Genomic DNA, 24,987 nt, shown 5'->3' on the forward strand with positions numbered 1-24,987 from the left:
ACTCACACCATGACCGAACGCACCCCCAAGCACCGCCTGCAAGTGGCCACCAATCTGCTGCAGTTCATCGACTCCAAAGTCCTGCCAGGCACCGGCGTGACGCCCGCCAAGTTCTGGAAAGGCGTTGACGCCATCGTGGCCGATCTGGCGCCCAAAAACATCGCCTTACTCAAAGAACGCGACCGCCTGCAATCCGAGCTGGACGCGTGGCACACCGCCCATCCCGGCCCCATCGCGGATATGCCCGCTTACCGCGCCTTCCTGGAGCAAATCGGCTACCTCGTGCCGAGCCCGAAAAAGGTCCGCATCAGCACCGCCAAGGTCGATGCCGAACTCGCCATCCAGGCCGGCCCGCAGCTGGTGGTGCCGGTGCTGAACGCCCGCTACGCCCTGAACGCCGCCAACGCGCGCTGGGGTTCCCTGTATGACGCGCTGTACGGCACCGACGTGATTTCGGACGCCAAGGGCTGCGAAAAAGTCGGTAAAAAAGGCGGCTACAACCCCAAGCGCGGCGCCAAGGTCATCGAATACGCGCGCCATGTGCTGGACCGCACCGCGCCGCTGCGCAAGGGCTCGCATGTGGACTCGGTGAGCTACCGCATCAAGGACGGCAAGCTGGCGGTCAAGCTGGCTGACGGTTCCAATACCAGCCTGGCCAACCCGGCGCAGCTGGTCGGTTATCAGGGTGAAGAAAAGGCGCCGTCCAGCGTGCTGTTCCTGCACAACGGCCTGCACCTGGACCTGCAAATCAACCGCGCGACCGCCATCGGCGCCAGCGACCCGGCTGGCGTCAGCGACCTGGTGCTGGAAGCGGCCCTCTCCACGATTCTGGACCTGGAAGACTCGGTTGCCGTGGTCGATGCCGACGACAAGGTGCTGGCCTACAGCAACTGGCTCGGCATCCTGCAAGGCACGCTGACCGAAGAAGTCCGCAAGGGCGACAAAGTATTTACCCGCGGCCTGAACGCCGACCGCGTCTACACGCCCGCCTCCGGCAAGGGCAAAAAAGTCGTTCTGCACGGCCGCTCACTCATGTTCGTGCGCAACGTCGGCCACCTGATGACCAATCCGGCCATTCTGTACACCGACAAAGCCGGCGTTACCCGCGAAATCCCGGAAGGCATTCTGGACGCCGTGGTCACCACGACCATCGCCATGCACGACCTGAAGCGCACCGCCACGGACGCCATCCGCAACTCGCGCAAAGGCTCGGTCTACATCGTCAAGCCCAAGATGCACGGCCCGGCGGAAGTCGCGTTCGCGGCGGAGTTGTTCACCCGCGTCGAGAAGATGCTGGGACTTGAAGACAGCACCGTCAAGCTCGGCATCATGGACGAAGAGCGTCGCACCAGCGTGAATCTGAAAGCCTGCATCGAAGCCGCCAGCAGCCGCGTCGCCTTCATCAACACCGGCTTCCTGGACCGCACCGGCGACGAGATGCACAGCGCCATGTTGGCCGGCCCCATGATCCGCAAGGGCGACATGAAAACCAGCGCCTGGATTGCCGCCTACGAACGCAGCAACGTGCTGGTCGGTTTGAGCTGCGGCTTGCGCGGCAAGGCGCAGATCGGCAAGGGCATGTGGGCCATGCCGGATCTGATGAAAGACATGCTGAAGCAAAAGATTGCGCACCCGCTGGCCGGTGCCAACACCGCCTGGGTGCCCAGCCCGACCGGCGCCACGCTGCATGCGCTGCACTACCACCAGGTGCTGGTCAGCGACATCCAGAAGGAACTGGAAAAGATCGACTTCAACAAGGAGCGCGACAACCTGCTGGTTGGCCTGCTGACCATTCCCGTGGCCGCAACACCGAGCTGGTCGGATGTTGAAAAACAGCAAGAGCTCGACAACAACGCGCAAGGCATCCTGGGTTACGTGGTGCGCTGGATCGACCAGGGCGTCGGCTGCTCCAAGGTGCCCGACATCCACAACATCGGTCTGATGGAAGACCGCGCCACCCTGCGCATCAGCAGCCAGCACATGGCGAACTGGCTGCACCACGGTGTCGTCACCGAAGCGCAAGTGAAGGAAACCTTTGAGCGCATGGCGGCGGTGGTGGACGGCCAGAACGCGGGCGACCCGCTGTACAAGAACATGGCGGGGAACTTCGAGACATCCATGGCGTTCAAGGCGGCGTGCGATCTGGTGTTCAAGGGGCTGGCGCAGCCGAGCGGTTACACCGAGCCGCTGCTGCATGCCTGGCGGTTGAAGGTGAAGGCGGCTGCGCTGGCGCCGGTTGCACCCGTGGTGGAAGTGCCGGTGACGGAGGTGCCGGTGCCGGCTGCGGAGCCCATGGCGGCGCCTGAGGAAGCGGCACCGGCGGCTTGAGATTTGCTACTTAATTAGTAGTTTCATGCGCTGAATTGGCAGGGGCTAGAGGCTATTTATCTAGAACTTCCGTAATAAAAATGGCACCTGAAGGTGCCATTTTTTCTACTCAATCGGCTCGGCTCGGTCTCTTACACCGGCGAATGCGTCTTGAGCCAGTCCTTCAGTGCGGCGTCCACGCGCGTTTGCCAGCCATCGCCTGTCGCACGAAAGGCTTGCACCACCTCATTTGAGAGGCGGATGGTCGTGGACACCTTGGTAGGCGCCTTCTGCGGCCCGCGTGGACGCATGCCCAATGTCTTTTGCAAGGTGAGGGGCAAGACCTCGCTGGCGGGTTTGAACACCCGCATATCCGCAGCCGTCAATTCCCGAACTTCGCCGTTGTCGTCAATGAGTGGGATACGTTTGCTCATAGTCTTTAATCTCCCGTGAGTTGGCCTTGCGAAAACTGATAACCCGAATGCCGCCTTCAATGGGCGTGAAGCACAACACATGCAGCCGCGCATCTAAAAAACCTACCGCCACGTAACGCACTTCAGGGTAAACCTTGCGCACATCCCGCTTGATGATGGCGCTATCAAAATCGAACTCCCTTGCCCGCTTAAACGACAGACTACGGTCACGGATGTTGGTGTCGTTTTTGTTGGCGTCGAACTCGATATGCACAATCCTGATTGTAGTAACACTTCTGCAGTGAGGAAAGGCTTTTTGTTACTACATTTTCAGGTGTACATGGCGTGCAAAAAATCAGCAGAGAGGCGTATTTTTCACAGAGCTTCAACCGCCAAACTGCCCCCCTGCCTGAACCGTTTGGCCGCGTACATGGCCTGGTCTGCTTCCTTGAACAGGCTGTCGATCGCCTGGTCCTCGCCGCTGAACAGCGCAAAGCCCACACTGGCGCCGATGGTGTGCTGATGCTCGCCCAGCGCAAAGGGCGGGCGCAGTGCGGCCTCGATCTTCGCGGCCAGACCGTGCGCCTGGTCTTGCGCCTCCGGCCACGTCGCGCCCAGGTTCTGGATCAGCACCACAAACTCATCGCCGCCGAGCCGCGCCACCGTGTCGCTGAGCCGCACGCACGCCAGCAGACGGCCGGCCAACTGCTGCAGCAGCAGGTCGCCCATGTCGTGACCCAGCTTGTCATTCACCCACTTGAAACCATCCAGGTCGAACAGCATCACGACACCGAACAAATGACTGCGCGCGCTGGCCAGGCGCGCCTGGCCCAGGCGATCCATCAGCAGGCGGCGATTCGGCAGGTGCGTTAGCGGGTCAAGAAACGCGAGTTCGCGAATCTGCGCCTGCGCCAGCTTCTGTTCGGTCACATCGAGGTAGGTGCCGGTCATGCGCAAAGCCCGGCCATTTTCATCACGCTGTGTCACTTTGCCGCGGCTGTGAATCCAGACCCAATGGCCATCCGAATGCCGAACCCGGAAATCAATGACAAGAGCCTGGGTCCGCCCCGCCTCGTGATCGATGCGAGCCGCCCGCAAGGCCGGCAAATCGTCTGGATGCACCCGCGCATGCCAGTCGACAACATCCTCCACCGCGTCGTTCGCGGTAAGCCCGATCATTTCCTGCGCCCGGGCATTGACCTCACGTTTGTCCGTGACCAAGTCCACGTCCCACAAGCCGAGGTCGGCGCCGGCCAGCGCCAGATCCATGCGCTGCGCTTGCTCGGCCGTCTCTTTCTCGCGCGCCTTGGTCAGCGCCAATAAAGCCATTTGCTTGCGCTGCGACAGGTAAACACTGACGAGCAGCAACAGCGCCAGCAGGCCATACATCTGGCCATAGAGCAGTGCGGTGCTGCGCCACGGTAGCAGCAAGGCACCCATTTCGCGGCTCACGGCCAGCACCAGGGGCTTGTCCATGCCGATGGCCTGGGGCGCGATGGTCCGGATGGCCATCATGCGTTCTTCACCGGTGCTATAAACAATCCCGGTCATCAGGTTCTCGGTCTTGCCGCTGTCGCGGTGGCGGCTGAACATGGAGCCGGGCACCGCCAGGTTCTTGCCTTCGGTGCCCGGTTGCTGCGGCATGGCCATCAGGATCTTGCCGTCCCAGTGCGCCAGCGCGGCGCGCATGTCGGGCGCATACAGGACCGAGCGCAGCATGACCGCGAAGTAGTCGGGGTCCAGCGTGGCAATGACGATGCCGGCAAAGTTGCCGCGGGCATCGGTCCAAATCTTGTCTAGGTTGAGGGAGAAAACCTTCAAGGTCGTGGTGTAAGGTTCGCTCACATACAGCGTGTCGAGCTGCGGATGACTCTTCGCGGCCCCAAAATAGGATCGCTCGCGCACCTGGCCGCCCAGCAGTTCTTCACGATTCGAGGCCAGGATGGTCCGCTGGGTGTCCGCCACCAGCATGGTGCGCACGCCGGGCATGGCCGCACTCAGGGCCGCGAGGTGGCGCGATGCCGCGCCTTGCCCCTCGGCGGTGGCAAAGTAAGCCATGTCCTTGCGCACGCTGTCGAGCGCGGCACTCGCCCCGATCAGTTGATGGCCAATGTTTTCCTCCACCACACGGGCCTGGTCCATCAGGCGCTTGCCCTCGCGCTGCAGCAGCCGCTGGCGCTCATCCAGCACCAGATAAGCCAGGGCCGCACCCAGCAGCGCCAACAGCAAAACCACCAGCAGCCACTGGATGCGGTGCTGGCGCCGGGTGGCAACGATCATTTGGTGCATGGTGAGTTCAATAAGGCATGACGCTGGCGCGTTGCGCGCGTGGCCCGGCCAAGGCTACAGACATAAGCGGGCCTTAATTGTACGAGCGGGTACCCCTCACCCGGCATTTCGAATCATCAGCCCATCGCGCGTTGCCGCGCCGGATCGAATCAAATCCGCAATCAGGTTTTCGACCCACTGCGCAAAATCCAGCTCGGAAAAATGCGTGCTGTAAATCAGCAGGAAGTACGACGTGGCGCGCGCCCAGGCGATGAAGGCCGGCAGCGCCAGGCTTTGCACTTCCAGCAGCTTGAACTTCAGCAGCACCTTGGCGGCGTGACTGATGTGTTTTTCCGGATGGCTGACAAAGCTGTCCAGGCGCGCGCGGGCGCTGGCCAACGAGGTCTCGATGCTGGCGAAGGCGGGGCCGTGGCCCGGAATCACGATCGCCGGCGCGAGCGATTCAATCAGGTCCAGCGTGTCCCCCACGGCGGCAAAGGCATCCACGCCTTCCAGCTCGGGAAACACCACGCCAAAGCCGCGCTCCCACAAGGCATCGGCCGAGACCAGCACGCGGGCTGCCGGCTCGAACAGGATCACCGAGTGCGGGTCGTGCCCGGGCGCCGCGTGGATTTGCCACAGCGTGTCGCCGAGCCGAATCTCGGTGCCTGGCAGCAGCAGCGCATCGAAGCCGAATTGCGGGCAGGTCTGCCCGGTCGGCGCATAGGTCAGCGCGTGCGGGTCCCAGGGACTGACATGCCGGGCCAGGCCGGGTGGAATGAGGGTCATCAGCGCCGGGTAAGCGCCCTGCAGCGCCGCGTTGCCGCCGCAGTGGTCGCTGTGCAAGTGGGTGTTGAGCAGCAGATCGAGCGGGCGGCCGTTCAGCGCTGATTCGACCAGCAGCAGCGTTTGCGGCGCATGGGTGCCGTAGCCGCTGTCCATCAACGCACTTGATTCGCGGCCGCGGATCAGGATGTTGTTGGACGACAGCCAGCCGCGTTCCAGAACGGTGATGTGAGGGGGAAGCGTGGGTCGCTGCAAGGGTGTGTTCCTGTGGATTTAATGTGGGGCCGCTTAAACGGCCATGCTCACTGGGCTTGGGCCAGTGTCCGGGTGATTTCGGCTTCGCCGGCGACAAGGTCGGCATCAAACAGCAGCGCAACCAGCCCGGCTTCACGGGCCTGCACGGTCGCCAGAAAAGCGCTGACGCCCTGCTTCTGGCGGCCCAGCGCGGCAAAGGTGTCAAAGCCCGCTTCAAGAAATTTTTGCAGGGAACCCATGCCCGCCAGGTTGGCCGGTCCGCGCATCATCTTGAGCATGAAGCGCAGGCCGGGGGTGCGCGTCAGCCGGTCGAGTTCATGGCCAATCTCCACCACTGTGTTCAGCTGGGCGTTGCGGTCCGCGCGCCGGTCCACCGCGCGCCAGGCGCGGCAGTAACGCGCCGCTTCACCACCCTCGCTGTGCGTCATCCAATGTTGGGCCATGTCCAGATCCAGCTCTTCCGTCAGGCGGTGCACCTGCGCCAGCGAGACAGCGGTCTGCACCACCTGGTGCGGAAAAACGCGTTCCAGCGTGCCGGCGATTCGGGCAAATTGCGCATCGCGGGCGGAATAGTCTTTCTCGCTGTACAGCTCATCCAGAAAAAACAGGGCGGCGAGTTTGAATTGCGCCGAGTGCAGCAGGTCGTAGTACGTGCCGGCAAAGCGCCGCGCCTGCAATTGCTTGATGTCGCTCACGGCCCGCGCCAGGCCGGGGGTGTCGGCGGCTATTTGTCGCAACTCGGTGACGCGCATGACCGAATCGCGAATAAGTTGGCTAGCGTTCATGGGTGTACCAGTCTATCGGAATGTCAGTGCTGCCAGGCGGCGCGGCGGGCGAGGCGCTCGAAGGCCATGTCGACCACCACTGCCAGCAAGCCCACCAGCACGGCACCCTGCAATACGTAGGCGGTGTTGAAGCCGCTCAAGCCCACGATGATGGGCGAGCCCAGCGTTTTGGCGCCCACGGTGGAGGCGATGGCTGCCGTACCGATGTTGATGATGACCGAGGTGCGGATGCCGGCGATCCACACCGGCAGGGCCAGCGGCACCTCCACCTGCCAAAAACACTGCCACGGCGACATGCCCATGCCGGTGGCCGATTCGCGCACCGCGGGCGGCACCGCGTGCAGACCGGCCACGGTGGCCTGCACCACCGGCAGCAGCCCATACAGGGCCAGGGCGAACAGCGCCGGCAGCTCGCCAAAGCCGACCAGGGGCACCGCCACCGCCAGCACCGCCACCGGGGGAAAGGTCTGCCCCATGGCCACCAGCGCCTGCACCACGGAGCTGAACTGCCGGCCCGCGGGCCGCGTGATGAAGATGCCGGCCAGGCTGCCGACCAGCACTGACAGCAGGCTGGAGATACCGACCAGTTTGCAGTGTTGCCACAGCAGCTCGGCGAACGGTTCCTGCTGGTAGACCGGGCGCTCCAAAGCCGGGAACAGGCTGGAGAACAAGGGCCGGGAGTGGGGCAAATACAGCACCAGGGCCAGCAGCGCGGCGCTGGCCCACAGCAGGCCGCCTTGCCAGAAGCGCGGCCGGCCCGGACCGGTGGCGATCGCGGACGTGGCGAAAGAGGCCGTCATGGCGCGGCGCTCAGGGGGCCGTGCCATGCCGGGCAAAAATGTCGGCCGCATGCAGCACGCCCGCCGGCTCGCCGGACGCATCGACGAGGTTGACTTGGGCCAGCTGATGCTGGGTCATGAACGACACCGCCTCGCGCAACGAGGCTTGCGCCGGCAAGCTCCAACCGGTCTGCGCTGGCTCACTGCGGGCGAGGCTGCCGGCGCTCTGCAGCGAGAGCAGCTTGATGCCGATGTCGCTGCGGCCGACAAAGTCCACCACCAGGTCGTTGGCCGGATTCGTCAGCAGTTCCAGCGGTGTCCCCACCTGCACGATCTGGCCCTGGTCGAGCAGCACGATCCGGGTCGCCAGCAACAGGGCTTCGTCGATGTCGTGCGTGACCAGCACAATGGTTTTGCCCGAGAGCTGGTGCACACGTTTCAGCTCCGCCTGCAGGGCAGCACGGGTCACCGGGTCAAGCGCGCCAAAGGGTTCATCCATCAAGAGCACCGCCGGGTCGGCGGCCAGGGCGCGCGCCACGCCGATGCGCTGCTGCTGGCCGCCCGAGAGCTGGTGCGGATAGCGCTCGCGGTACAGCTCCGGGTCGAGCTGAAACAACTGCAGCAGCTCGGTCACGCGCTGCTCGATGCGCCGCGCCTCCCAACCCAGCATCTGCGGCACGGTGGCGATGTTGCGCGCCACCGTCCAGTGCGGGAACAGGCCGACCGACTGGATGGCGTAGCCCATGCGCAAACGCAGCTCGCGCACCTTGAATTTGTAGATTTCCTCGCCCTCAAACAGGATGCGGCCGGCGTCGTGATCTTCCATGCGGTTGATCATCTTCAGCAGGGTGGATTTGCCGGAGCCCGAGGCGCCGATCACCACCAGCAACTCACCGCGCTCGATCTTGAGGTTCAGGCCCTCGATGACCTTGAGCCCGCCGTAGGCTTTGCTGATGTTTTGGAATTCGATCATGGCTGCAGCGCCGCTTGTGGCCCGGTCGCCAGCCTTGTCTGGGGGCCTTGTGTCACCGTGATCAGGACCTTGAACGCAGTGTCCGCCAGCACCGCCAGCGCGACGATGGGCAGCACACCCAGCAGCACCAGGTCATGCGCACTGCTGAACAGGCCCTCGAACATGATGGCGCCCAGGCCGCCCGCGCCAATCAGGGCCGTCACGGCCGCCAGGCCAATCGCCTGGTTGGTGGCGGTGCGCGCGCCCGCCAGCAGCACCGGCAGCGCCAGCGGCACCTCCACCCGGTAAAAAATTTGCAGCGGCGACATGCCCATGCCGCGCGCCGCCTCGCGCACGGCGGCCGGCACCTGTTCCAGCCCGGCCAGCGTGCCGCGCACCACCGGCAGCAGGCTGTAGAGAATCAGCGCGATGACGCCCGGCGCCATGCCAACGCCGCTGATGCCGGCCCGCGCCAGCGTCGGATAGGCCGCAGCCAGCAAGGCCAGCGGCGCCATCAGCAAGCCGAACAGGGCAATCGAGGGAATGGTCTGGATGATGTTGAGCACCGGGAACAGCGCCTGACGCCCGCGCGCGGATTTGCAGACCCACCAACCGAGTGGCAGGCCCAGGCACAGCGTGGGCAGCAGCGCCGCCAGCACAATGGCGATGTGGCGCAGCACGGCCGCTCCGAACACCCCGGACTGGTTGGCCCATTCCTTCATGATCGACAGCGCATCGCACGCGCCCGAGAGCAGCGGCAGCGAGAAGAGAATCACCGCCATGAGCAGCACCGCTATGCGAACCGCCAGCCCCACTTGCAGACGCTGCAAGGCGTCCACCACCGTCAACCAGAGAACGATCAACAGCGTCCAGAACGCGCCGCCCAACGCGGTACGCGCCAGCGGCGATTCGGTCAATGCCACCTGGCTGGCATAAGACCCCGCCACGGCCAGCAAGCCCGCCAGCAGGGCGACCGCGCCGATCACCTGGAACCAGAGGACGGCACGCGTCGGTCGCAGCAGCGGGGCCAGCATGAGCGCCAGCAACAAGGCGAGCCAGCCCCACGACGGACCGTCCAGCGTCCGCAACAGGGAAACCGCCTCGCCCGACACCAGCCGGTTCGGCGCCACGCGCAGGAACGGCAGGCCGGCGACGGCGCCAACACCGATGAAGGCAAGTACCGCCGCGACCGGATTCCAGCGCACCGGCAGTGCCCCGCGTAGCACGCTCAAGCGCTCAGGCCCGAGCTACTTGATCAGGCCCTTGGATTTGAGAAAGTCGCCCGCCACTTTTTTGGCATCCTGGCCTTCGAGCTGAATTTTGGCGTTGAGTGACTGCAAGGTCGGGCCGTCCAGCGCCTTGAACACCGGCGCCAGAATGGTCCTGATCTTCGGGTTCTTGCTCAGCACCTCGTCGCGGACGATGGGCGTGGGCGCATAAATCGGCTGCACGCCCTTGGGGTCGTCCATGATGACCAGGCCCAGCGCCGCCACCGGGCCGTCGGTGCCATAGGCCATGGCGGCATTCACACCGGAAGTTTTTTCGGCCGCCGCCCGGATGGTGGCCGAGGTATCGCCGCCAGCGAGGGTCAGCAACTGCTCGGGCTTGAGCTTGAAGCCGTAGGCGCTCTGGAAGGCCGGCAACGCGTCCGAACGCTCCACAAACTCGGCCGAGGCCGCCAGCTTGAACTGGCCGCCGCCGCTGATCCATTTGCCCATGTCGTCCAGCGTCTTGAGCTTGTTGGCCGTCGCCACGTCCTTGCGCACCGCAATCGCCCAGGTGTTGTTGGCCGGCGAGGGCTCCAGCCAGACGATTTTGTTCTTCTCGAAGTCCAGCGCCTTCACGCGCTCATAGCCGGCCTTGGCGTTCTTCCAGGCCGGGTTGGACTCCTCGGCGAACATGAAGGCGCCGTTGCCGGTGTATTCCGGATAGATGTCGATCTCGCCCGCCGTGATGGCGCCGCGCACCACCTTGGTGTTGCCGAGCGAGGACTTGTTTTCGGTCTTGATGCCGCCGGCCTCCAGTGCCAGCACGATCATGTTGCCCAGCAACTTGCCCTCGGTGTCAATCTTGGAGCCAACCCGCACCGGCGCTGCCGGCTGCGCCAGCGCAGCGCCGGCCAGCAAGGACGCGGTGAACAGCATGAGGGCTCGACGTTGGATAGGTTTCATGGCATGGGCCTTTCGTGAAAAGAGTTGTTTTGATTTTGCAGCATGCCGGTGAATTGCAGTTGCGCAAACCGCGCATAGGCCCCAAACCCGTCAAAATAGGACTCTTAAATTTTCGGCGCTGGAGCCTTGTCATGCCCATCATCCCACCCCCTGATCCCACCGTCTGCCCGCTGTGCGGGCAATCCAACCAGTGCGCCGGGCAGGTGGAACGCGCCACCGGCGTCAAGCAACCACCCTGCTGGTGCACCCAGGCCACGTTCGGGGCCGAACTGCTGGCGCGCGTGCCGGAGCCCGCCCGCCGCCTGGCCTGTATTTGCGCCGCCTGCGCGCGGACCGTCGCACCATGAGCTGGTTGGACCGTTTTCCGCTGCTCTGGTTGAGCGTGCTGGCGCTCTGGATGGCGGTCGCGCCGATCACGCCCGAGCCGCACCTGATTGAAAAACTCAGGATGCTCTGGCAGGGCACACTGGCGCGCCCGATAGACATCTTCGACCTGTTCCTGCATGCCACGCCGCTGGTGTTGCTGGCGCTGCGCCTGTGGCGCTTGAAGTCGAAAACAGGGGCAACTTGACAAGCGCTACCTAATTTATAGCTACTTGCGCACTATTGACGAGGGCTAGAGGCTTATTTGGCGTATAAATCTGCAGCAACCCGATCGTTTATTCAATAATTCAACATAAGTTGTAGAATTGAACAATGGATAAATTATCAGCTATCGCCGTCTTTGAATCACTCTCGTCCGGCGTGCGCCTGGACATCTACCGGTTGCTGGTCAAAGTCGGACCGGCGGGCTTGGTCGCCGGAGAAATCGCCAGCACCCTGGCGGTGCCGCCAACCAATCTGTCGTTTCACCTGAAGGCGCTGACCCATGCGCAGCTGGTCGCCGTGGTGCAGGAAGGGCGCTTCCAGCGCTACCGCGCCAACCTTAGCCTGATGCAGGATTTGATCGGATATTTGACCGAAGAATGCTGCGCCGGCCATCCCGAGCAATGCAGCGACCTGTGCCCGCCGCTGGCCTGCGCCGAGGCGGCGCTGCTCCCGACGCCGGCCTGAGTCGGTGCAGAGGGGTGCGCCTTGCACGACTGTTATTTCAACCTTTGATGGAGTTTCAAAATGAAGAAGATCCAGGTTTTTGATCCGGCCCTGTGCTGCAGCAGCGGCGTTTGTGGTGTCGAAGTGGACCAGGCGCTGGTCAGTTTTGCGGCCGACGTGGCATGGGCCCAACAGAACGGCGCCCTGGTCGAGCGCTTCAACCTGGCGCAACAACCGATGGTTTTTGCCGAGCATGCCGTCGTGAAGGGCCTGCTGGAACGCTCCGGCGAGAGCGCCTTGCCGGTGACGCTGGTGGACGGTGAACTGGCTTTGGCCGGGCGCTACCCGACGCGCGACGAGTTGACGCGCTGGCTGGCGGACAAGGTCCAGTCCGCCACCGAACAACCGGTGATGGAACAGTCCGCCCCAGCCCCCGGCGCCTGCTGCTCCGGCGGTCGCTGCTGCTGATCCACAGGCGCGTACCAGAAGCCCGTCATTGCGAGCGCAGCGCGGCAATCCAGGAGTCATGGATTGCCGCGCTGCGCTCGCAATGACGGATTCAAGTGCTCATCAGCGTTGAAAGAAACCAACTATGAAATTCCTCGATCAGCCCCCGCGTTTCCTGTTCTTCACCGGCAAGGGCGGCGTCGGCAAGACCTCGATTGCCTGTGCCACCGCAATCCAGCTGGCGGCGGCGGGCCAGCGCGTGCTGCTGGTCAGCACCGATCCGGCGTCCAATGTCGGTCAGGTGTTTGGCATCACGATCGGCAACCAGATCACCGCCATCCCCAGCGTGGCCAGGCTGAGCGCGCTGGAGATCGACCCGCAAGCCGCCGCGCAGGCCTACCGCGACCGCATCGTCGGGCCGGTGCGCGGCAAGCTGCCCGACAGCGTGGTGAAAGGCATCGAGGAACAACTCTCCGGCGCCTGCACCACCGAGATTGCGGCGTTTGACGAATTCACCGCCTTGCTCATCGATTCCGCGTTAACGCACGATTTCGAGCACATCATTTTCGATACCGCACCCACCGGCCACACCATCCGCATGCTGCAGTTGCCGGGCGCGTGGAGCGGCTTTCTGGAGGACGGCAAGGGCGATGCCTCGTGCCTGGGCCCGCTGGCCGGGCTGGAAAAACAGCGCACCCAATACAAGGCGGCGGTGGACGCGCTGGCCGACCCCGCGCGCACCCGCCTGGTGCTGGTGGCACGGGCGCAAGCCTCCACCTTGCGCGAGGCGGCGCGCACGCATGACGAGCTGGCCGGCATTGGCCTGTCCAAACAGTTTCTGGTGATCAACGGCGTCTTTCCATCCGACGAGGTCGCGCAAGACCCGCTGGCGACCGCCATCCGCCGGCGCGAACAGGCGGCGCTGACGGTCCTGCCCGCCGCGCTGCTGGCCCTGCCGACGGACCAGATTCCGCTCAAGGCGTTTGATCTGGTGGGGCTGGACGCTTTGCGCCAGCTGCTGACATCTAGCGCTCCAGTCGCAGCCGATGTCCGTCATCGCGAGGCCGCAGGCCGTGGCGATCCAGAATGGCGTGCCCGCGATATGGATTACCGCGCTTCGCTCGCAATGACGGAGTTGGCAGAACCCGGTTCCCTTACCGCCCCCAGCCTGTCGCAGCTGGTGGACGAGATCGCCGCCGACGGCCACGGTCTGGTGATGCTGATGGGCAAGGGCGGCGTCGGCAAAACCACGCTGGCGGCGGCGGTGGCGGTGCAGCTGGCGCACCGCGGCTTGAGCGTGCACCTGACCACCTCCGACCCCGCCGCGCATCTGCTCGAGACCCTGCACGGCACGCTGGAACACCTGACGGTCAGCCGCATCGACCCGCACGAAGTCACCGAACGCTACCGCGCACAAGTGCTGGCAGCCAAGGGCGCCAAGCTCGACGCCGCCGGCCGCGCCCTGCTGGAGGAAGACCTGCGTTCGCCCTGCACCGAAGAGATTGCCGTGTTCCAGGCCTTCTCGCGCATCATTCGCGAGGCCGGGCAAAAGTTTGTCGTGATGGACACCGCGCCCACCGGCCACACCTTGCTGCTGCTGGACGCCACCGGCGCCTACCACCGCGACATCGCGCGCCAGATGGAAGCCAGCAAGATGCACTTCACGACACCGATGATGCAGTTGCAAGACCCGAAGCAAACCAAGGTACTGCTGGTGACGCTGGCCGAAACCACGCCGGTGCTGGAGGCCGCCAATCTGCAGGCCGACCTGCAGCGCGCCGGCATCGCGCCCTGGGCCTGGGTCATCAACAACAGCGTGGCGGCCACCTCGATGACCGCGCCGCTTACGTCACCCTTGTTACGCCAACGCGCCCGCAACGAACTGCGCGAGATCGAAGCGGTCGCCAGCCGCCACGCCCAGCGTTACGCCCTGGTGCCCTTGCTGCAAGACGAACCGGTTGGCGTCGAACGCCTTTTGCAACTTGCCGCCAATCCATCCACCAAAACACTAACTCCCAAGGAAATCTGAAATGACCGACAAAGTCCTGAACGTCTTGTTCCTGTGCACCCACAACTCGGCGCGCAGCATCCTGGCCGAAGCCATCCTCAACCACATCGGCCGGGGTCGCTTCAAGGCCTATTCGGCCGGTAGCAGCCCGCGCGACAATCAACAACCCAACCCGCTGGGCCTGCAAGTGCTGCAAAACGCGGGCATTGCCGTGGCGGGTCTGCGCAGCAAGAGCTGGGACGAATTCGCCAGCCCGGAGGCGCCACACATGGACCTGGTGATCACCGTCTGCGACAACGCCGCCGGCGAGGTCTGCCCCTACTGGCCCGGCCAGCCGGCTACCGCGCACTGGGGCTACCCCGACCCGTCGGTCGGTGATGGCTCGGAAGCCCAGAAGCTGGAAGCCTTTCGCCAGACCCTGCACGCGCTCAAACGCCGGCTTGAACTGCTGATCAGCCTGCCCCCCGCGAAGCTGGAAAAGACCTTGCTGCAGAGTACGGCCCGCGACCTGGCCAAGGGGTAAGACCATGGACGCCCCACGTCAAGACAGCACCCAACCGGCGACCGCTGCTGCTTCGTCGTTGCGAGCGCAGCGCGGCAATCCAGGCGCCATGAGCCTCTTCGAGCGCTATCTCACCGTCTGGGTATTCCTGTGCATTGTCGTCGGCATTGTGCTCGGCCAGTGGCTGCCCGGTGTGTTTCAGGCCATCGGCGGCATGGAGGTGGCGAATGTCAACCTGCCCGTCGGTGTGCTGATCTGGGTCATGATCATTCCGATGTTGGTCAAGGTGGACTTTGGCGCGCTGCACGAGGTGCGCCAGCATGTAAAGGGCATCGGCGTCACGCTGTTCGTCAACTGGCTGGTGAAACCGTTCACCATGGCCTTCCTCGGCTGGCTGTTCATCCGCCATCTGTTTGCGCCGCTGCTGCCCGCCGACCAGCTCGACAGTTATATCGCCGGCCTGATTTTGCTGGCCGCCGCGCCCTGCACCGCCATGGTGTTTGTCTGGAGCCGGCTTACCGGTGGTGACCCGCTGTTCACCCTGTCGCAAGTGGCGCTGAACGACAGCATCATGGTGATCGCCTTTGCGCCGCTGGTGGCGTTCTTGCTGGGCATCTCGGCCATCACCGTGCCGTGGGCAACGCTGCTGATTTCAGTGGGGCTGTACATCGTGATTCCAGTGCTGCTGGCGCAGCTGTGGCGCAAGGCCTTGATGGCCAAGGGACCGGCCGCATTTGACGCCGCCATGCACAGGATCGGCCCCTGGTCCATCGCTGCCTTGCTGGCCACGCTGGTGCTGCTGTTCGCCTTCCAGGGTGAGGCGATTTTGAAGCAGCCGCTGGTGATTGCCTTGCTGGCCGTGCCGATTTTGATCCAGGTGTTTTTCAACTCTGCGCTGGCTTACTGGCTGAACCGCGCAGTCGGTGAAAAACACAATATCGCCTGCCCCTCGGCCTTGATTGGCGCCTCCAACTTCTTCGAGCTGGCGGTGGCAGCGGCCATCAGCCTGTTTGGCTTCAACTCGGGCGCGGCACTGGCCACGGTGGTGGGCGTGCTGATCGAAGTGCCGGTGATGCTGCTGGTCGTCTACATTGTCAACAATTCCAAACCCTGGTACGAACGCGGCTTGACCCACCAAGCGCCAGCGTCCCGCTCTGAAAGAACCCAGCCATGACCGACATCACGATTTTTCACAACCCCAAGTGCGGCACCTCGCGCAACACGCTGGCACTGATCCGCAACAGCGGTGTCGAGCCGCGTGTCATTCCCTATCTGCAAACACCGCCGACCCGGACTGAGCTGGTGGCGCTGATTGGTGCCCTCGGCACGCCGGTGCGCGAGGTGATGCGCGCCAAGGAAGCGGTCTACCAAGAGCTGGACCTGGACAACCCCAAGTGGACCGATGACGAGCTGGTCGACGCCATGCTGGCACACCCGATCCTGATCAACCGTCCTATCGTCGTCACGCCGCTGGGCGCGCGCCTGTGCCGACCGTCCGAAGCCGTGCTCGACATTCTGCCCCAGCCGCAACAGGGCGCCTTCACCAAGGAAGATGGCGAAGCGGTGATCGACGAGCAAGGCCGACGGGTCTGAACCGATGTCCGACTTGTTAGCCGATCTGCCCCAGGTCAAGGCCGAACGTTTCAACGTTCCCGACCTTGCCCAACTGCGCCCCGCCGTGCCCAGCACCCATGCACCGCGGTTTCTGCTGCTCTACGGCTCCTTGCGCGCACGCTCGTTCAGCCGGCTTCTGACCGAGGAGGCCGCGCGCCTGCTGACGGCCATGGGCGCCGAGGTCAAAATCTTCAACCCCAGCGGCCTGCCGCTGCCCGACGACGCACCCGAGAGTCACCCCAAGGTGGCGGAGTTGCGGGCGCTGGCGCATTGGGCGGAAGGCATGGTGTGGTGCTCGCCCGAGCGCCACGGCGCCATGACCGGCATCATAAAAAGCCAGATCGACTGGATTCCCCTGTCGGTTGGCGCCGTGCGACCGACGCAGGGCAAGACGCTGGCGCTGATGCAGGTGTGCGGCGGCTCGCAATCCTTTAACGCCGTCAACCAGTTGCGCGTGCTGGGCCGCTGGATGCGCATGCTGACCATCCCGAACCAGTCCTCGGTCGCCAAGGCTTTTCTGGAATTCGACGAGGCCGGACGCATGAAGCCATCGGCCTACTTTGATCGGGTGGTGGACGTGATGGAAGAGCTGGTCAAGTTCACTTTGTTGACCCGGGACATCGGGCCCTACCTGGTGGACCGCTACAGTGAGCGCAAGGAAAGCGCCGAGGAGCTGTCCAGGCGGGTCAACCAGAAGGCTATCTGACTACTCATTTTTTGATAGCTGCTAGCGCATGAGGTACGCGGGCTGGAGGCGAATTAATTCAAGGAAATCAAGACCCTCCAAATCAGGCCTGTCGACTCAACTTATTCTGTCAATATTCCCTTGTACCGGCTCCCGAAGTTGCGACTATACGAGTATCCAAGGTCCCAAATGTACCCGCTGTAAGATGAGTTGCATGCGTTGGTTGACCCCTCCCCCATACATGTTTTTTCTCCGTCGCCGCGTCTTCCTCGCGCTGATTCTTTTGTCCACTCTGAATTTCGCGGCTTCCGGCGAACAACGTCCCGTGCGCATTGGCCTGCTGGCCTTTCTCGACACCGAGGCAATGACCAGCCAGTGGACGCCGCTGGTCAATCATCTTGCGGCCGCGCTTCCAGGCTACAAGCCGGTTCTCATTCAGCTAGACCATGCGGCTCTGCGCGAGGCGGTGGCCACCCAGTCAGTCGACTTTGTCATCACCAATCCAGGCAGCTATGTCGCGCTCGAAATGGAATTCGGCATCAGCCGGATTGCCACGCTCGATACCGCGCAGGCACCTTCACCGATGCGGGCGGTCGGTTCGGCCGTGATTGTGCGGGCCGACCGCAAAGATTTGGTTTCCTTGTCCGATCTAGCCGGCAAGCGCGTGATCGCCGTCGGAGAAAATGCTTTTGGTGGTTTCCAGGTGGCGTGGCGCGAGTTTGCGCAACTTGGCCTTGACCCCTTCACGGACTTCGCGCAACTCGACTTCGTCGGCTTGCCGATGCACACGGTGACCGACGCCGTTATCGAAGGCCGCGCCGATGCCGGGATCGTTCGGGCCTGCACCATTGAAAATCTGGCGTCACGCCCTCCGTCTGGCTTTCGCGTGCTGTCGCCACGCCGCGAGCCGGATTTTCCCTGCCAGACGTCGACCCGTCTTTATCCCGACTGGCCGATTGCCACGCTGCGGAGCACGCCGCCGGCCCTGGCGAAGTCCATCGCCATCGCGTTACTCGCCATGTCGGTGACGCCGGAAGGCATGTCGTGGACAGTGCCGGCCGATTACCAGGCGGTCCATGAGCTGTTTCGCGAACTGCAAACGGGGCCATACAGCTACCTCAAGGAAAGCACGCTGCGGGCGGCTGTGGTCCGCTACTGGCCGCTGATACTCATGCTGGCGACGCTGATGGTCGCCTGGATTATCTACACCGTGCGGGTTGAGTATCTGGTGCAGGCGCGTACCGCCGCGCTGCGACAGGCGCTGGACGAACGCAAGACAATTGAAGGTCGCATGCGCGTGCATCAAGAGCAGGTCGAGCACCTGTCACGCCTCTCAATACTCGGCGAGCTTTCCGGCACGCTGGCGCATGAAATCAATCAGCCACTCGCCAGCATTGGCAACTATGCGCAGAGCCTGGTGCTGCGGGTGGACAACGGCCGCGTGACCGATGCCGCCGTGCGTGAGGCCAGCCTCGAGATGGCCGGCCAGGCCGCGCGGGCGGCGGGCATCCTGAGTCGCATTCGCGGTTTTTCCCGGAAGCGGGCGACCGTGCGTGAACGCCGTGTTCTGGCCGAGCTGGTGCGCGAAACGGTTGTACTGTTTTCGGGGATGCTTTCAAACCGGCCCGAGATTCGGGTGGATGAGGGAACGGCAGCAAACTGTGTGGTTGAGGTTGATCCCCTGCAGATCCAGCAAATCATGCTGAACCTGCTCAAGAATGGGCTGGACGCGATGCAGGATTTACCTGACGACCAGCGCCGCCTGGACATCGTTCTGCGACCGGACAACGGCACGCTGCACGTTGCGGTTCGTGATTACGGGCGCGGCCTCGCCCCCGAGGCGCAAGAACATCTGTTTGAGCCTTTTTTTACCACCAAGACGGACGGCCTGGGGCTCGGCCTGTCGATCTGCACCACCATCATTGAAGCGCACGGCGGCCGCCTTTCGGCCCAGCCGCCGGCCGAAGGGCCTGGACTGGTCTTCACTTTTACGCTCCCCACTCATGACTGATTTTGCTAACAATCCGGTGATCCATGTCGTGGACGATGACGCGGCGTTTCGCCGCTCGCTCGTTTTTCTGCTCGAATCGCTCGGCTGGCCGGTGCTCGCGCACGCCTCTGCGGGCGACTTTCTCAGGGCCTGCCCGGTGCCGCCGGCGGATTTCGGCTGTCTCGTGCTGGACATCCGCATGCCCGGCATGAATGGGCTTGAACTTCAGCAGGCGTTGCGCGCACGGGGCTGGACGCCGGCTGTGGTGTTCATGACTGGGCACGGCGACGTCGAACTCGCGGTGCAGGCGATGAAGCAGGGGGCTTTTGATTTTCTCGAAAAGCCGTTTCGCGATCAAACCTTGCTCGATACAGTCGGCGCCGCCGTGCGCCACGGCGGCGAACAGCGGGTAGCAGAGCAACGGCGCGAGCGCGGGCAACTGCTGCTCGCCCGCCTGTCGCCACGCGAGCGGGAAGTAGCCCGCCTCGTTGCGCTTGGCCTGCCGAACAAGCTGGTGGCGCGCGACCTCGAGATCAGCGAAAAGACGGTGCATGTGCATCGCCAGCACGTCATGGAAAAAGCCGAGGTCAGCAGTGCCGCCGAACTGGCTCGCCTCATGTTGTGGGTCGACCCACAGGCGCTCGGTTGAGGATACCGTCGCGCTCAGGCGCGGTCCAGTTTGGCGGGCAGGCCGTTGCGTACAGCGGTGCCGGCGATGGCGTCAACCCACACTGATTTGCCGGGCCGGGTGGGGTCGGCGAGTCCGAGGTCGTTGATGTTGATGCCAGCGCGCAATGCGGGCTTGTCCGGCTGCTGTAGTTTGCCAATGCGGTGGGCGCGGGCGCCGAGCTCGCGATGGCCAAAGCCGTGCTCGATGGCGACGACGCCCTGCATCACGCCCTCATGCACGATCACGGTCGTTTTGACGGCACCGCCTGGCGTGCTCAGGGTGGCAATGTCGCCGCTCTTCAGTCCCGCCTTGGCGGCATCGGCCGGATGCACGAGGAGCGGATTGTTGGCGTGAACTCCGGTCAGCCGGGTAGCGGCGATGCTGTAGGAGTTTTGCAGCGCCGACTTGAAGCTGACCACCTGCAGCGGCCACTTCGCTTCGCCGTAGATCTTGCGCATCGGCGTGCCGTCGAAAAAGGCGGGTTGCTGCCAGCTGGCACAGCCCGTGAAGCGCTTGCCGGTGATGCTGTTTTTGCTGCCACCGACCATGTCACTCCATAGCCAGAGTGGATTCTTGAAACGGTTGGTCTGCCATTCGGGATTGTTCTCGTCCTGGGCGTCCTTGGCGGGTTGGTAGCGTCCACCCCGGGTGAACAGGAAGGCCACCTTGCGCCACTCCTCGGGCTTCAGGTTAGCCTCAAGCAGCGGGCGCAGCCGGTCGACACCAGACAGCGTGAGGTCCTCGTCGGTGGCGTCGGGCACCGGCTCCTTGCCGAGCCAGGCGATGTTGGCGCCGCCGCGCAGATACCAGTGCTCGGGGCGCTCCAGCGGTAATGGCTTTCCATCCATGTCGCTCATGGCCTCCGGCCCGAAGCCGGGAAGCGCCATGGCTTTCGCCAGCGCGATGAAGAAGGTTTCCATGCCAATGGCCTGACCGTCCGGCGTTTTCGCCGCCTTGGGCTCGACCACCGGCCAGCGCGCCGTGCAGGCCTTGGTCGGCACACCCGCCCACGGTGCGCTCCAGCCCCAGCTTTCGTACATCAGTGAATCCGGCACGATGTAGTCGGCGAAGGCGTTGCTTTCGTTGATCAGCGGATCGACTGAGATGATCAGGGGAATTTTCTTCGGATCGGCGAGGTCTTTTTCGATCTGTGCGCGCAAACCGGGGATGCCATAGAGCGGGTTGGAGCTCCACAGGATCAGAGCCCGAATGCCGTAGGGGTAGCCGTTCATGGCCCCGGTGAACCATTCAGTGGCCAGGCCCGGTGCGTTCGGGAACCACGGTGACTGTGCCGGGTAGGGTTTGCCTTCGGTTTTTTTGCGCGCGAATTCGCTGGTTTTTTCGTAGGGCGCGTTACGGCCAAGTGGCGTGCCTTTGGGCTTGATCGCACCGGGGAAATTGTCGAGGTTGTAGCGCGGCCCCTCGCCGTTGTCCTTGAAGCTGCCGCCGTTCATGACCAGGCCGCCCTTCCAGTTCAGGTTGCCGATCAGCAGGTTGAGCGTCATTACCGAGAAGGCGTTGTAGAAGCCGGCGCCCGACATCATGCCGCCGTGGGCGATGACTGACGCCTTCCTGCCGTGGCTGGTGAACTCGGCGGCCAGCGCGCTGATGGTGGGTACCGCAATGCCGCAGGCTTGGGCGCATTGCTCAATCGTCTGCTTCTCAATGGATGCCTTGAGCAGCAGCCAGGCGGTTTGCACCGCAAGCGGTTTGTCGTCAACGGTCAGGCTGGCCTGGGCGTCAAGTGCGGCCGGGCCGCTTGCCTCACCGGCCAGCGCCGGCTTGCCGTCGGCACCGAGGACCAGATAGGAATCGCTCTCCTTGTAGCGCTCTTCCTCGGCAAGTGGCAAACCGATATCGGAGCCGCGCAGAAAGCGCCCTTGGCGCGGGTGACCCGCTTCGGTGATGACCAGCCAGGTGGCACTGGAGAAGGACGGCTCGCCCTGCTGTTCGGCGACCGTGAGGTTGGGGTTGGCGAGGTAGGCGGTATTGATGCGCCCGTTGTCGAGCATCCAGCGCATCATGCCGAGCGCCAGTGCGCTGTCGGTGCCGGGACGGATCGGAATCCAGCGGCCGCGGTCGGCGGCGGCGCGGTTGTCGGCGTTGGTCAGAACCGGGTCGACCACCACATAGTTGAGTTTGCCGTCGCTGCGCCCCTTGGCCAGCATGGCGCCGGTACGCTTGAACGGGTTGCCGGCATTGCCCGGCGCCGTGCCGATGAAGATGACGAACTCGCTGTTGGCCAGATCGGGCTTGCCGTGCGGCATTTTTTTCATGTCGCCGAACAAGGCGCCGGAGCCGGAGCGGTAGGCGCCGCCACAGTAGGAGCCGTGGCCAACGAAATTGAGGGTGCCGTAGGAATTGTTCCAGAAGCGCCGGGCGAAAGCTTCACGGCCGTCATTGACGCTGGAGAGCAGCGCTACCTGATTGACCTGGGCGCCGAATTCGGGCTGCGCGGTGTCGATCGGCGTAGTCAGTTTACGCAGGGCCTTGAGGCCGGCAACCGGACCTTCGCCGAACAGGTCACCGCCTTCAGTCACTTCCCTGACCAATTGGTCAAAGGCGATGGGCTCCCACTTGCCGGAGTTGCGTGGGCCGACGCGTTTCAGTGGCGTCAGGACGCGAAATGGCGAGCTGATCTGCGACAGCACAGCGTTACCCCGGCCGCAGGCGGTCGAGCGGCCGACGAGGCCTTTATCCTGAAAGCGCGACATGGCGATCAGGCTTTCCTTGACGGAGGCCTTCATCGGCAGGTGCGGTTCGGTAGAGAGCGGGCTGTAGGGATTGCCTGCCACGCGAATGATGCGGCCCGACGCCTTGTCGATGCGCACCCGCACACCGCACTGGGTGGTGCAGCCCAGGCAGGCGGTGTAGCTGACCTGCTGCGCGGGGTTGGGCTGCAGCTTGCCGGTGATGGGGTCCACCGTGAATTCGGGTGCGGCGGCATTGCCCCAGACATTGTGCTTGGGCGCATCTTTACCCATCACCTTGTCGGCGATACGGCCCAGGGTTTGCGAAAAACCGACGGTGAAGGCGGTGAGCCCGCCGGCGGCGATGAGTTGGCGACGTGTGTTTTTCATGATGATCTCCTTGCGCTTACGCGGATTTGGCGGTCAGGCGCTCGACCGGCAGCAGCGTGGTGAGTACGATGAACAGAGCGACCCACAAGCCAAAGGTGCCGACAATGCCAAGCAGGCCGTCGTAGCCGAGCGGCAGTTGATACTGATAAAAGCCAGCCCCGGTCTTGGGAACTTCTTGTCCACCGATGAAGATAGTCCAGCGCATCATCCAGGCGCTGTGCAGGGCGAGCAGGCCGATCAGCCATCCGCTGCCCGGGCGGCGCAGCGCAAGCCACAGCGTCAATGCCGTGCTGCCAGCGGCCCAAACTGCGGTCAGCTTCCAGGCGGCGGAGGGTGCTACCTGGGCCAGTGCCTGGGCGTGGCTCGGCGACAAGCCCGTGAGGCCAAGCAGCAGCCAGACCGCGCCGATCAACAGGGCCAGTCCCTGCGTTAGTGCCAGGGCCCGGGACAGGCGTTTGGTATCGTCTGAGGAGGCCGGCTTGCCAGCAAAACGCTGGAGGATCAGCGTGAGGCCGATGCCACCCGCCAGCGCAGTGACCACGAACTGCACCGGCAGGAAGGGTGTGTCCCACAGCGGACGCGCTCGGACCACCATCACCTCCATGCCGGTATAAACCGCGACCAACGAGGCGCCGACGAAGGCAAGGGCGGCGGCGGCGAGCAGCGCGCCCCGGCTTTCGAATCCGCCGTAGGCCATCCGTCGGCAAAGACGGGCCAGGCGCGGCGACAGGGCGCCATCCGCCGCCTGTTGCGCCAGCAGTGGTCGGAAAGCCAGCCAGGCGTACAGGATCAGGCCGCCCAGATAGACGGGGATGAAGAAGGCACCCCAAGACATCCATGAGGAGGGCGTGAAGTACAGATAGAAGTGATAAAAGCGGCCCGGCTGATGCAGGTCGGCCAGCAGCGCAACGGGCGCCGTCAGGCCGCAGAGCAGGGCAGCGAGCAGGGCAACCCGCGAAATTCCGATCCAACCGGGACGCCGCCAGACGATGCCCGGCAGCGAGACCACAAAGGCGCCGTAGGACAGGCCAATCAGAAAGAAGTACTGCACTGCCCACGGCAGCCAGGCGACTTCGCGGACAACATTGACGGTTTCAACAATGGTCGGGTTCATGATTCGTCTCCATGAGTTGCGGGGTTCCACAGCGCGCCCTGGCCCTCCACCTTGCCCTGGAAGCGTTCATCCAGGCCGATGTAATAGACGCGAGGCTTGGTACCGAGTTCGGGCTTGAGCACCTTCAGTTGGTCGCTGGCGGCGTTCATACGTACACGTAATTCACCGTTGGGATCGTTTAGATCGCCAAAAATCCGCGCCCCGCCAACGCAGGTTTCAACGCAGGCCGGCAGCAAACCGGCCTCCAGTCGGTGGCCGCAGAAGGTGCATTTGTCAGCCTTGCCAGTCTGGTGATTGATGAAGCGGGCGTCGTAGGGACAGGCCTGAACGCAGTAGGCGCAGCCCACACAGCGGTCACCGTCGACCAGTACCAGGCCGTCCTCACGCTTGAATGTGGCGCCGACCGGGCACACCGGGATGCACGGCGGGTTGTCACAGTGGTTGCAAAGGCGTGGCAGCACGTAGGTGCCCGCTGGCTGGCCAACCTGATCGCTCTGCTTGACGCTGTAGGTGGAGACGATGGTGCGAAAACTGCCCTCGGGGACGTCGTTTTCGTTGATGCAGGCCATGGTGCAGGCTTGGCAGCCAATGCACTTGCGGATATCGATCAGCATGCCCCAATGCGTGGTGGACTGCGTGGCAAGGGCTGTAGCCGGTAGGCTGACGGCACCCATGGTGACGACGGGAATCCCACGTAGAAACGCACGTCTCGACGAAGACTGGAGCGGGTCGGTAGGGCTGATTGCTTCGATTTTCATGACAACTTTCCTTGGTTCAAGGTGTGCCACAAGGTTAGGCCCGAATTGACCCGACTGAAATTGGTGTGATAAGGCAGTTGACTAGATGGTTTTACCTATCGGACAACAAAACCTTCCCACGAGCGCTGTGGTAACTCACTGAAAAGCCGATCTGCCGACTGCATTGCGGTATTCAAACCTTGCCGCGAAGCGGCCATTCGACATTCAACGTGGCGGACGATTGACAGTGGCGCTTCCTGGGCATGCACTAGTGAGCTGTGCGTTGCCGTACAGACAGACAACTGTCTTTGACTCCAGAATTAAATCGTTTGCAGTCACGGGGGCAGATGCCACATATTGCAAGAAAAAGCTGATCGGCGGACATAAAAAAT

The 24,987-nt window shown here is 63.6% G+C and carries 24 protein-coding genes; 12 read left to right on the forward strand and 12 right to left on the reverse strand.

Annotated features, from left to right (window positions below):
* Window positions 1-9: 9 nt before the first annotated feature.
* The gene (locus C5P05_RS30230; protein ID WP_114973580.1) at window positions 10-2,328 is read left to right on the forward strand and encodes a malate synthase G; all 2,319 of its coding nucleotides are present in this window, start codon (window positions 10-12) and stop codon (window positions 2,326-2,328) included.
* Window positions 2,329-2,459: 131 nt separating this feature from the next.
* On the opposite strand, the gene C5P05_RS30235 is transcribed toward C5P05_RS30230, so the two are convergent.
* From C5P05_RS30235 to osmF, 9 genes are all read right to left on the reverse strand, one after another.
* Window positions 2,460-2,741, reverse strand: a complete 282-nt coding sequence (locus C5P05_RS30235; RefSeq protein ID WP_114973581.1) for a BrnA antitoxin family protein — start codon at window positions 2,739-2,741, stop codon at window positions 2,460-2,462.
* On the reverse strand, window positions 2,716-2,994 hold the full coding sequence (locus C5P05_RS30240; protein ID WP_114973582.1) for a BrnT family toxin: 279 nt from the start codon (window positions 2,992-2,994) through the stop codon (window positions 2,716-2,718). Before C5P05_RS30240 ends, C5P05_RS30235 begins: the two co-directional genes overlap by 26 nt.
* A 101-nt stretch (window positions 2,995-3,095) precedes the next feature.
* On the reverse strand, window positions 3,096-5,009 hold the full coding sequence (locus tag C5P05_RS30245) for a diguanylate cyclase domain-containing protein (protein WP_114973583.1): 1,914 nt from the start codon (window positions 5,007-5,009) through the stop codon (window positions 3,096-3,098).
* A 96-nt stretch (window positions 5,010-5,105) separates the two neighbouring features.
* The gene (locus C5P05_RS30250) at window positions 5,106-6,029 is read right to left on the reverse strand and encodes an MBL fold metallo-hydrolase (protein ID WP_114973584.1); all 924 of its coding nucleotides are present in this window, start codon (window positions 6,027-6,029) and stop codon (window positions 5,106-5,108) included.
* A 47-nt stretch (window positions 6,030-6,076) separates the two neighbouring features.
* Entirely contained in the window at window positions 6,077-6,814 is a 738-nt protein-coding gene (locus tag C5P05_RS30255) for an FFLEELY motif protein (protein ID WP_114973585.1), read from the reverse strand.
* Window positions 6,815-6,837: 23 nt separating this feature from the next.
* Window positions 6,838-7,665: an ABC transporter permease gene (locus C5P05_RS30260; RefSeq protein ID WP_232834724.1), complete on the reverse strand. Its 828-nt coding sequence runs from the start codon at window positions 7,663-7,665 to the stop codon at window positions 6,838-6,840.
* Entirely contained in the window at window positions 7,625-8,566 is a 942-nt protein-coding gene (locus C5P05_RS30265; RefSeq protein WP_114973587.1) for an ABC transporter ATP-binding protein, read from the reverse strand. Before C5P05_RS30265 ends, C5P05_RS30260 begins: the two co-directional genes overlap by 41 nt.
* A complete protein-coding gene (locus C5P05_RS30270) occupies window positions 8,563-9,771 on the reverse strand; it encodes an ABC transporter permease (RefSeq protein ID WP_232834731.1) in 1,209 nt (402 codons plus the stop codon). Before C5P05_RS30270 ends, C5P05_RS30265 begins: the two co-directional genes overlap by 4 nt.
* A 21-nt stretch (window positions 9,772-9,792) precedes the next feature.
* Window positions 9,793-10,716: an ABC transporter substrate-binding protein gene (gene osmF / locus C5P05_RS30275; RefSeq protein WP_114973588.1), complete on the reverse strand. Its 924-nt coding sequence runs from the start codon at window positions 10,714-10,716 to the stop codon at window positions 9,793-9,795.
* Window positions 10,717-10,847: 131 nt separating this feature from the next.
* Here osmF and C5P05_RS30280 point away from each other — a divergent pair, with 131 nt between their 5' ends.
* The 11 genes from C5P05_RS30280 to C5P05_RS30330 all read left to right on the forward strand — a co-directional run bounded on the left by C5P05_RS30280 (window position 10,848) and on the right by C5P05_RS30330 (window position 19,643).
* On the forward strand, window positions 10,848-11,063 hold the full coding sequence (locus C5P05_RS30280; protein WP_114973639.1) for a cysteine-rich CWC family protein: 216 nt from the start codon (window positions 10,848-10,850) through the stop codon (window positions 11,061-11,063).
* Entirely contained in the window at window positions 11,060-11,287 is a 228-nt protein-coding gene (locus C5P05_RS30285; protein ID WP_114973589.1) for a hypothetical protein, read from the forward strand. Before C5P05_RS30280 ends, C5P05_RS30285 begins: the two co-directional genes overlap by 4 nt.
* A gap of 125 nt (window positions 11,288-11,412) precedes the next feature.
* Complete coding sequence (locus C5P05_RS30290) at window positions 11,413-11,769, forward strand: ArsR/SmtB family transcription factor (protein ID WP_114973590.1); 357 nt, start codon at window positions 11,413-11,415, stop codon at window positions 11,767-11,769.
* Between the two features lie 60 nt (window positions 11,770-11,829).
* On the forward strand, window positions 11,830-12,216 hold the full coding sequence (gene arsD / locus C5P05_RS30295; protein ID WP_114973591.1) for an arsenite efflux transporter metallochaperone ArsD: 387 nt from the start codon (window positions 11,830-11,832) through the stop codon (window positions 12,214-12,216).
* A 124-nt stretch (window positions 12,217-12,340) separates the two neighbouring features.
* Window positions 12,341-14,224: a TRC40/GET3/ArsA family transport-energizing ATPase gene (locus tag C5P05_RS30300; protein ID WP_114973592.1), complete on the forward strand. Its 1,884-nt coding sequence runs from the start codon at window positions 12,341-12,343 to the stop codon at window positions 14,222-14,224.
* Between the two features lies 1 nt (window position 14,225).
* Window positions 14,226-14,726 carry an arsenate reductase ArsC gene (locus tag C5P05_RS30305; protein ID WP_114973593.1) on the forward strand — a complete coding sequence of 167 codons (501 nt, stop codon included), beginning with the start codon at window positions 14,226-14,228 and terminating at the stop codon, window positions 14,724-14,726.
* 88 nt (window positions 14,727-14,814) lie between these two features.
* On the forward strand, window positions 14,815-15,879 hold the full coding sequence (arsB, locus tag C5P05_RS30310; RefSeq protein ID WP_114973640.1) for an ACR3 family arsenite efflux transporter: 1,065 nt from the start codon (window positions 14,815-14,817) through the stop codon (window positions 15,877-15,879).
* A complete protein-coding gene (gene arsC / locus C5P05_RS30315; RefSeq protein ID WP_114973594.1) occupies window positions 15,876-16,298 on the forward strand; it encodes an arsenate reductase (glutaredoxin) in 423 nt (140 codons plus the stop codon). Before arsB ends, arsC begins: the two co-directional genes overlap by 4 nt.
* A 4-nt stretch (window positions 16,299-16,302) precedes the next feature.
* On the forward strand, window positions 16,303-17,025 hold the full coding sequence (gene arsH, locus C5P05_RS30320; RefSeq protein WP_114973595.1) for an arsenical resistance protein ArsH: 723 nt from the start codon (window positions 16,303-16,305) through the stop codon (window positions 17,023-17,025).
* A 220-nt stretch (window positions 17,026-17,245) separates the two neighbouring features.
* Window positions 17,246-19,015, forward strand: a complete 1,770-nt coding sequence (locus C5P05_RS30325; protein ID WP_198674916.1) for a sensor histidine kinase — start codon at window positions 17,246-17,248, stop codon at window positions 19,013-19,015.
* Window positions 19,008-19,643 carry a response regulator transcription factor gene (locus C5P05_RS30330; protein WP_114973596.1) on the forward strand — a complete coding sequence of 212 codons (636 nt, stop codon included), beginning with the start codon at window positions 19,008-19,010 and terminating at the stop codon, window positions 19,641-19,643. Before C5P05_RS30325 ends, C5P05_RS30330 begins: the two co-directional genes overlap by 8 nt.
* Window positions 19,644-19,657: 14 nt before the next feature.
* Here the strand turns inward: C5P05_RS30330 and C5P05_RS30335 are convergent, their stop codons facing one another.
* The 3 genes from C5P05_RS30335 to dsrO are packed head-to-tail and all read right to left on the reverse strand — an operon-like array spanning window position 19,658 to window position 24,616.
* Entirely contained in the window at window positions 19,658-22,744 is a 3,087-nt protein-coding gene (locus C5P05_RS30335; protein WP_114973597.1) for a molybdopterin dinucleotide binding domain-containing protein, read from the reverse strand.
* A 16-nt stretch (window positions 22,745-22,760) separates the two neighbouring features.
* Window positions 22,761-23,858 carry an NrfD/PsrC family molybdoenzyme membrane anchor subunit gene (nrfD, locus tag C5P05_RS30340; RefSeq protein WP_114973598.1) on the reverse strand — a complete coding sequence of 366 codons (1,098 nt, stop codon included), beginning with the start codon at window positions 23,856-23,858 and terminating at the stop codon, window positions 22,761-22,763.
* Window positions 23,855-24,616, reverse strand: coding sequence for a sulfate reduction electron transfer complex DsrMKJOP subunit DsrO (dsrO, locus tag C5P05_RS30345; RefSeq protein WP_114973599.1), 762 nt, complete (start codon window positions 24,614-24,616; stop codon window positions 23,855-23,857). Before dsrO ends, nrfD begins: the two co-directional genes overlap by 4 nt.
* Window positions 24,617-24,987 lie beyond the last annotated feature (371 nt).

It is taken from the genome of Rhodoferax ferrireducens (genome assembly GCF_003347515.1).
Lineage (GTDB): Bacteria > Pseudomonadota > Gammaproteobacteria > Burkholderiales > Burkholderiaceae_C > Rhodoferax.

What these genes read in the sequence shown, in the direction of transcription:
- C5P05_RS30230 (WP_114973580.1), top strand. Translation starts at nt 10, where the DNA reads ATGACCGAACGCACCCCCAAGCACCGCCTGCAAGTGGCCACCAATCTG.
- C5P05_RS30235 (WP_114973581.1), bottom strand. Translation starts at nt 2,741, where the DNA reads ATGAGCAAACGTATCCCACTCATTGACGACAACGGCGAAGTTCGGGAA.
- C5P05_RS30245 (WP_114973583.1), bottom strand. Translation starts at nt 5,009, where the DNA reads ATGCACCAAATGATCGTTGCCACCCGGCGCCAGCACCGCATCCAGTGG.
- C5P05_RS30255 (WP_114973585.1), bottom strand. Translation starts at nt 6,814, where the DNA reads ATGAACGCTAGCCAACTTATTCGCGATTCGGTCATGCGCGTCACCGAG.
- C5P05_RS30260 (WP_232834724.1), bottom strand. Translation starts at nt 7,665, where the DNA reads ATGCGGCCGACATTTTTGCCCGGCATGGCACGGCCCCCTGAGCGCCGC.
- C5P05_RS30265 (WP_114973587.1), bottom strand. Translation starts at nt 8,566, where the DNA reads ATGATCGAATTCCAAAACATCAGCAAAGCCTACGGCGGGCTCAAGGTC.
- osmF (WP_114973588.1), bottom strand. Translation starts at nt 10,716, where the DNA reads ATGAAACCTATCCAACGTCGAGCCCTCATGCTGTTCACCGCGTCCTTG.
- C5P05_RS30280 (WP_114973639.1), top strand. Translation starts at nt 10,848, where the DNA reads ATGCCCATCATCCCACCCCCTGATCCCACCGTCTGCCCGCTGTGCGGG.
- C5P05_RS30285 (WP_114973589.1), top strand. Translation starts at nt 11,060, where the DNA reads ATGAGCTGGTTGGACCGTTTTCCGCTGCTCTGGTTGAGCGTGCTGGCG.
- C5P05_RS30290 (WP_114973590.1), top strand. Translation starts at nt 11,413, where the DNA reads ATGGATAAATTATCAGCTATCGCCGTCTTTGAATCACTCTCGTCCGGC.
- arsD (WP_114973591.1), top strand. Translation starts at nt 11,830, where the DNA reads ATGAAGAAGATCCAGGTTTTTGATCCGGCCCTGTGCTGCAGCAGCGGC.
- C5P05_RS30300 (WP_114973592.1), top strand. Translation starts at nt 12,341, where the DNA reads ATGAAATTCCTCGATCAGCCCCCGCGTTTCCTGTTCTTCACCGGCAAG.
- C5P05_RS30305 (WP_114973593.1), top strand. Translation starts at nt 14,226, where the DNA reads ATGACCGACAAAGTCCTGAACGTCTTGTTCCTGTGCACCCACAACTCG.
- arsB (WP_114973640.1), top strand. Translation starts at nt 14,815, where the DNA reads ATGAGCCTCTTCGAGCGCTATCTCACCGTCTGGGTATTCCTGTGCATT.
- arsC (WP_114973594.1), top strand. Translation starts at nt 15,876, where the DNA reads ATGACCGACATCACGATTTTTCACAACCCCAAGTGCGGCACCTCGCGC.
- arsH (WP_114973595.1), top strand. Translation starts at nt 16,303, where the DNA reads ATGTCCGACTTGTTAGCCGATCTGCCCCAGGTCAAGGCCGAACGTTTC.
- C5P05_RS30325 (WP_198674916.1), top strand. Translation starts at nt 17,246, where the DNA reads ATGTTTTTTCTCCGTCGCCGCGTCTTCCTCGCGCTGATTCTTTTGTCC.
- C5P05_RS30330 (WP_114973596.1), top strand. Translation starts at nt 19,008, where the DNA reads ATGACTGATTTTGCTAACAATCCGGTGATCCATGTCGTGGACGATGAC.
- C5P05_RS30335 (WP_114973597.1), bottom strand. Translation starts at nt 22,744, where the DNA reads ATGAAAAACACACGTCGCCAACTCATCGCCGCCGGCGGGCTCACCGCC.
- nrfD (WP_114973598.1), bottom strand. Translation starts at nt 23,858, where the DNA reads ATGAACCCGACCATTGTTGAAACCGTCAATGTTGTCCGCGAAGTCGCC.
- dsrO (WP_114973599.1), bottom strand. Translation starts at nt 24,616, where the DNA reads ATGAAAATCGAAGCAATCAGCCCTACCGACCCGCTCCAGTCTTCGTCG.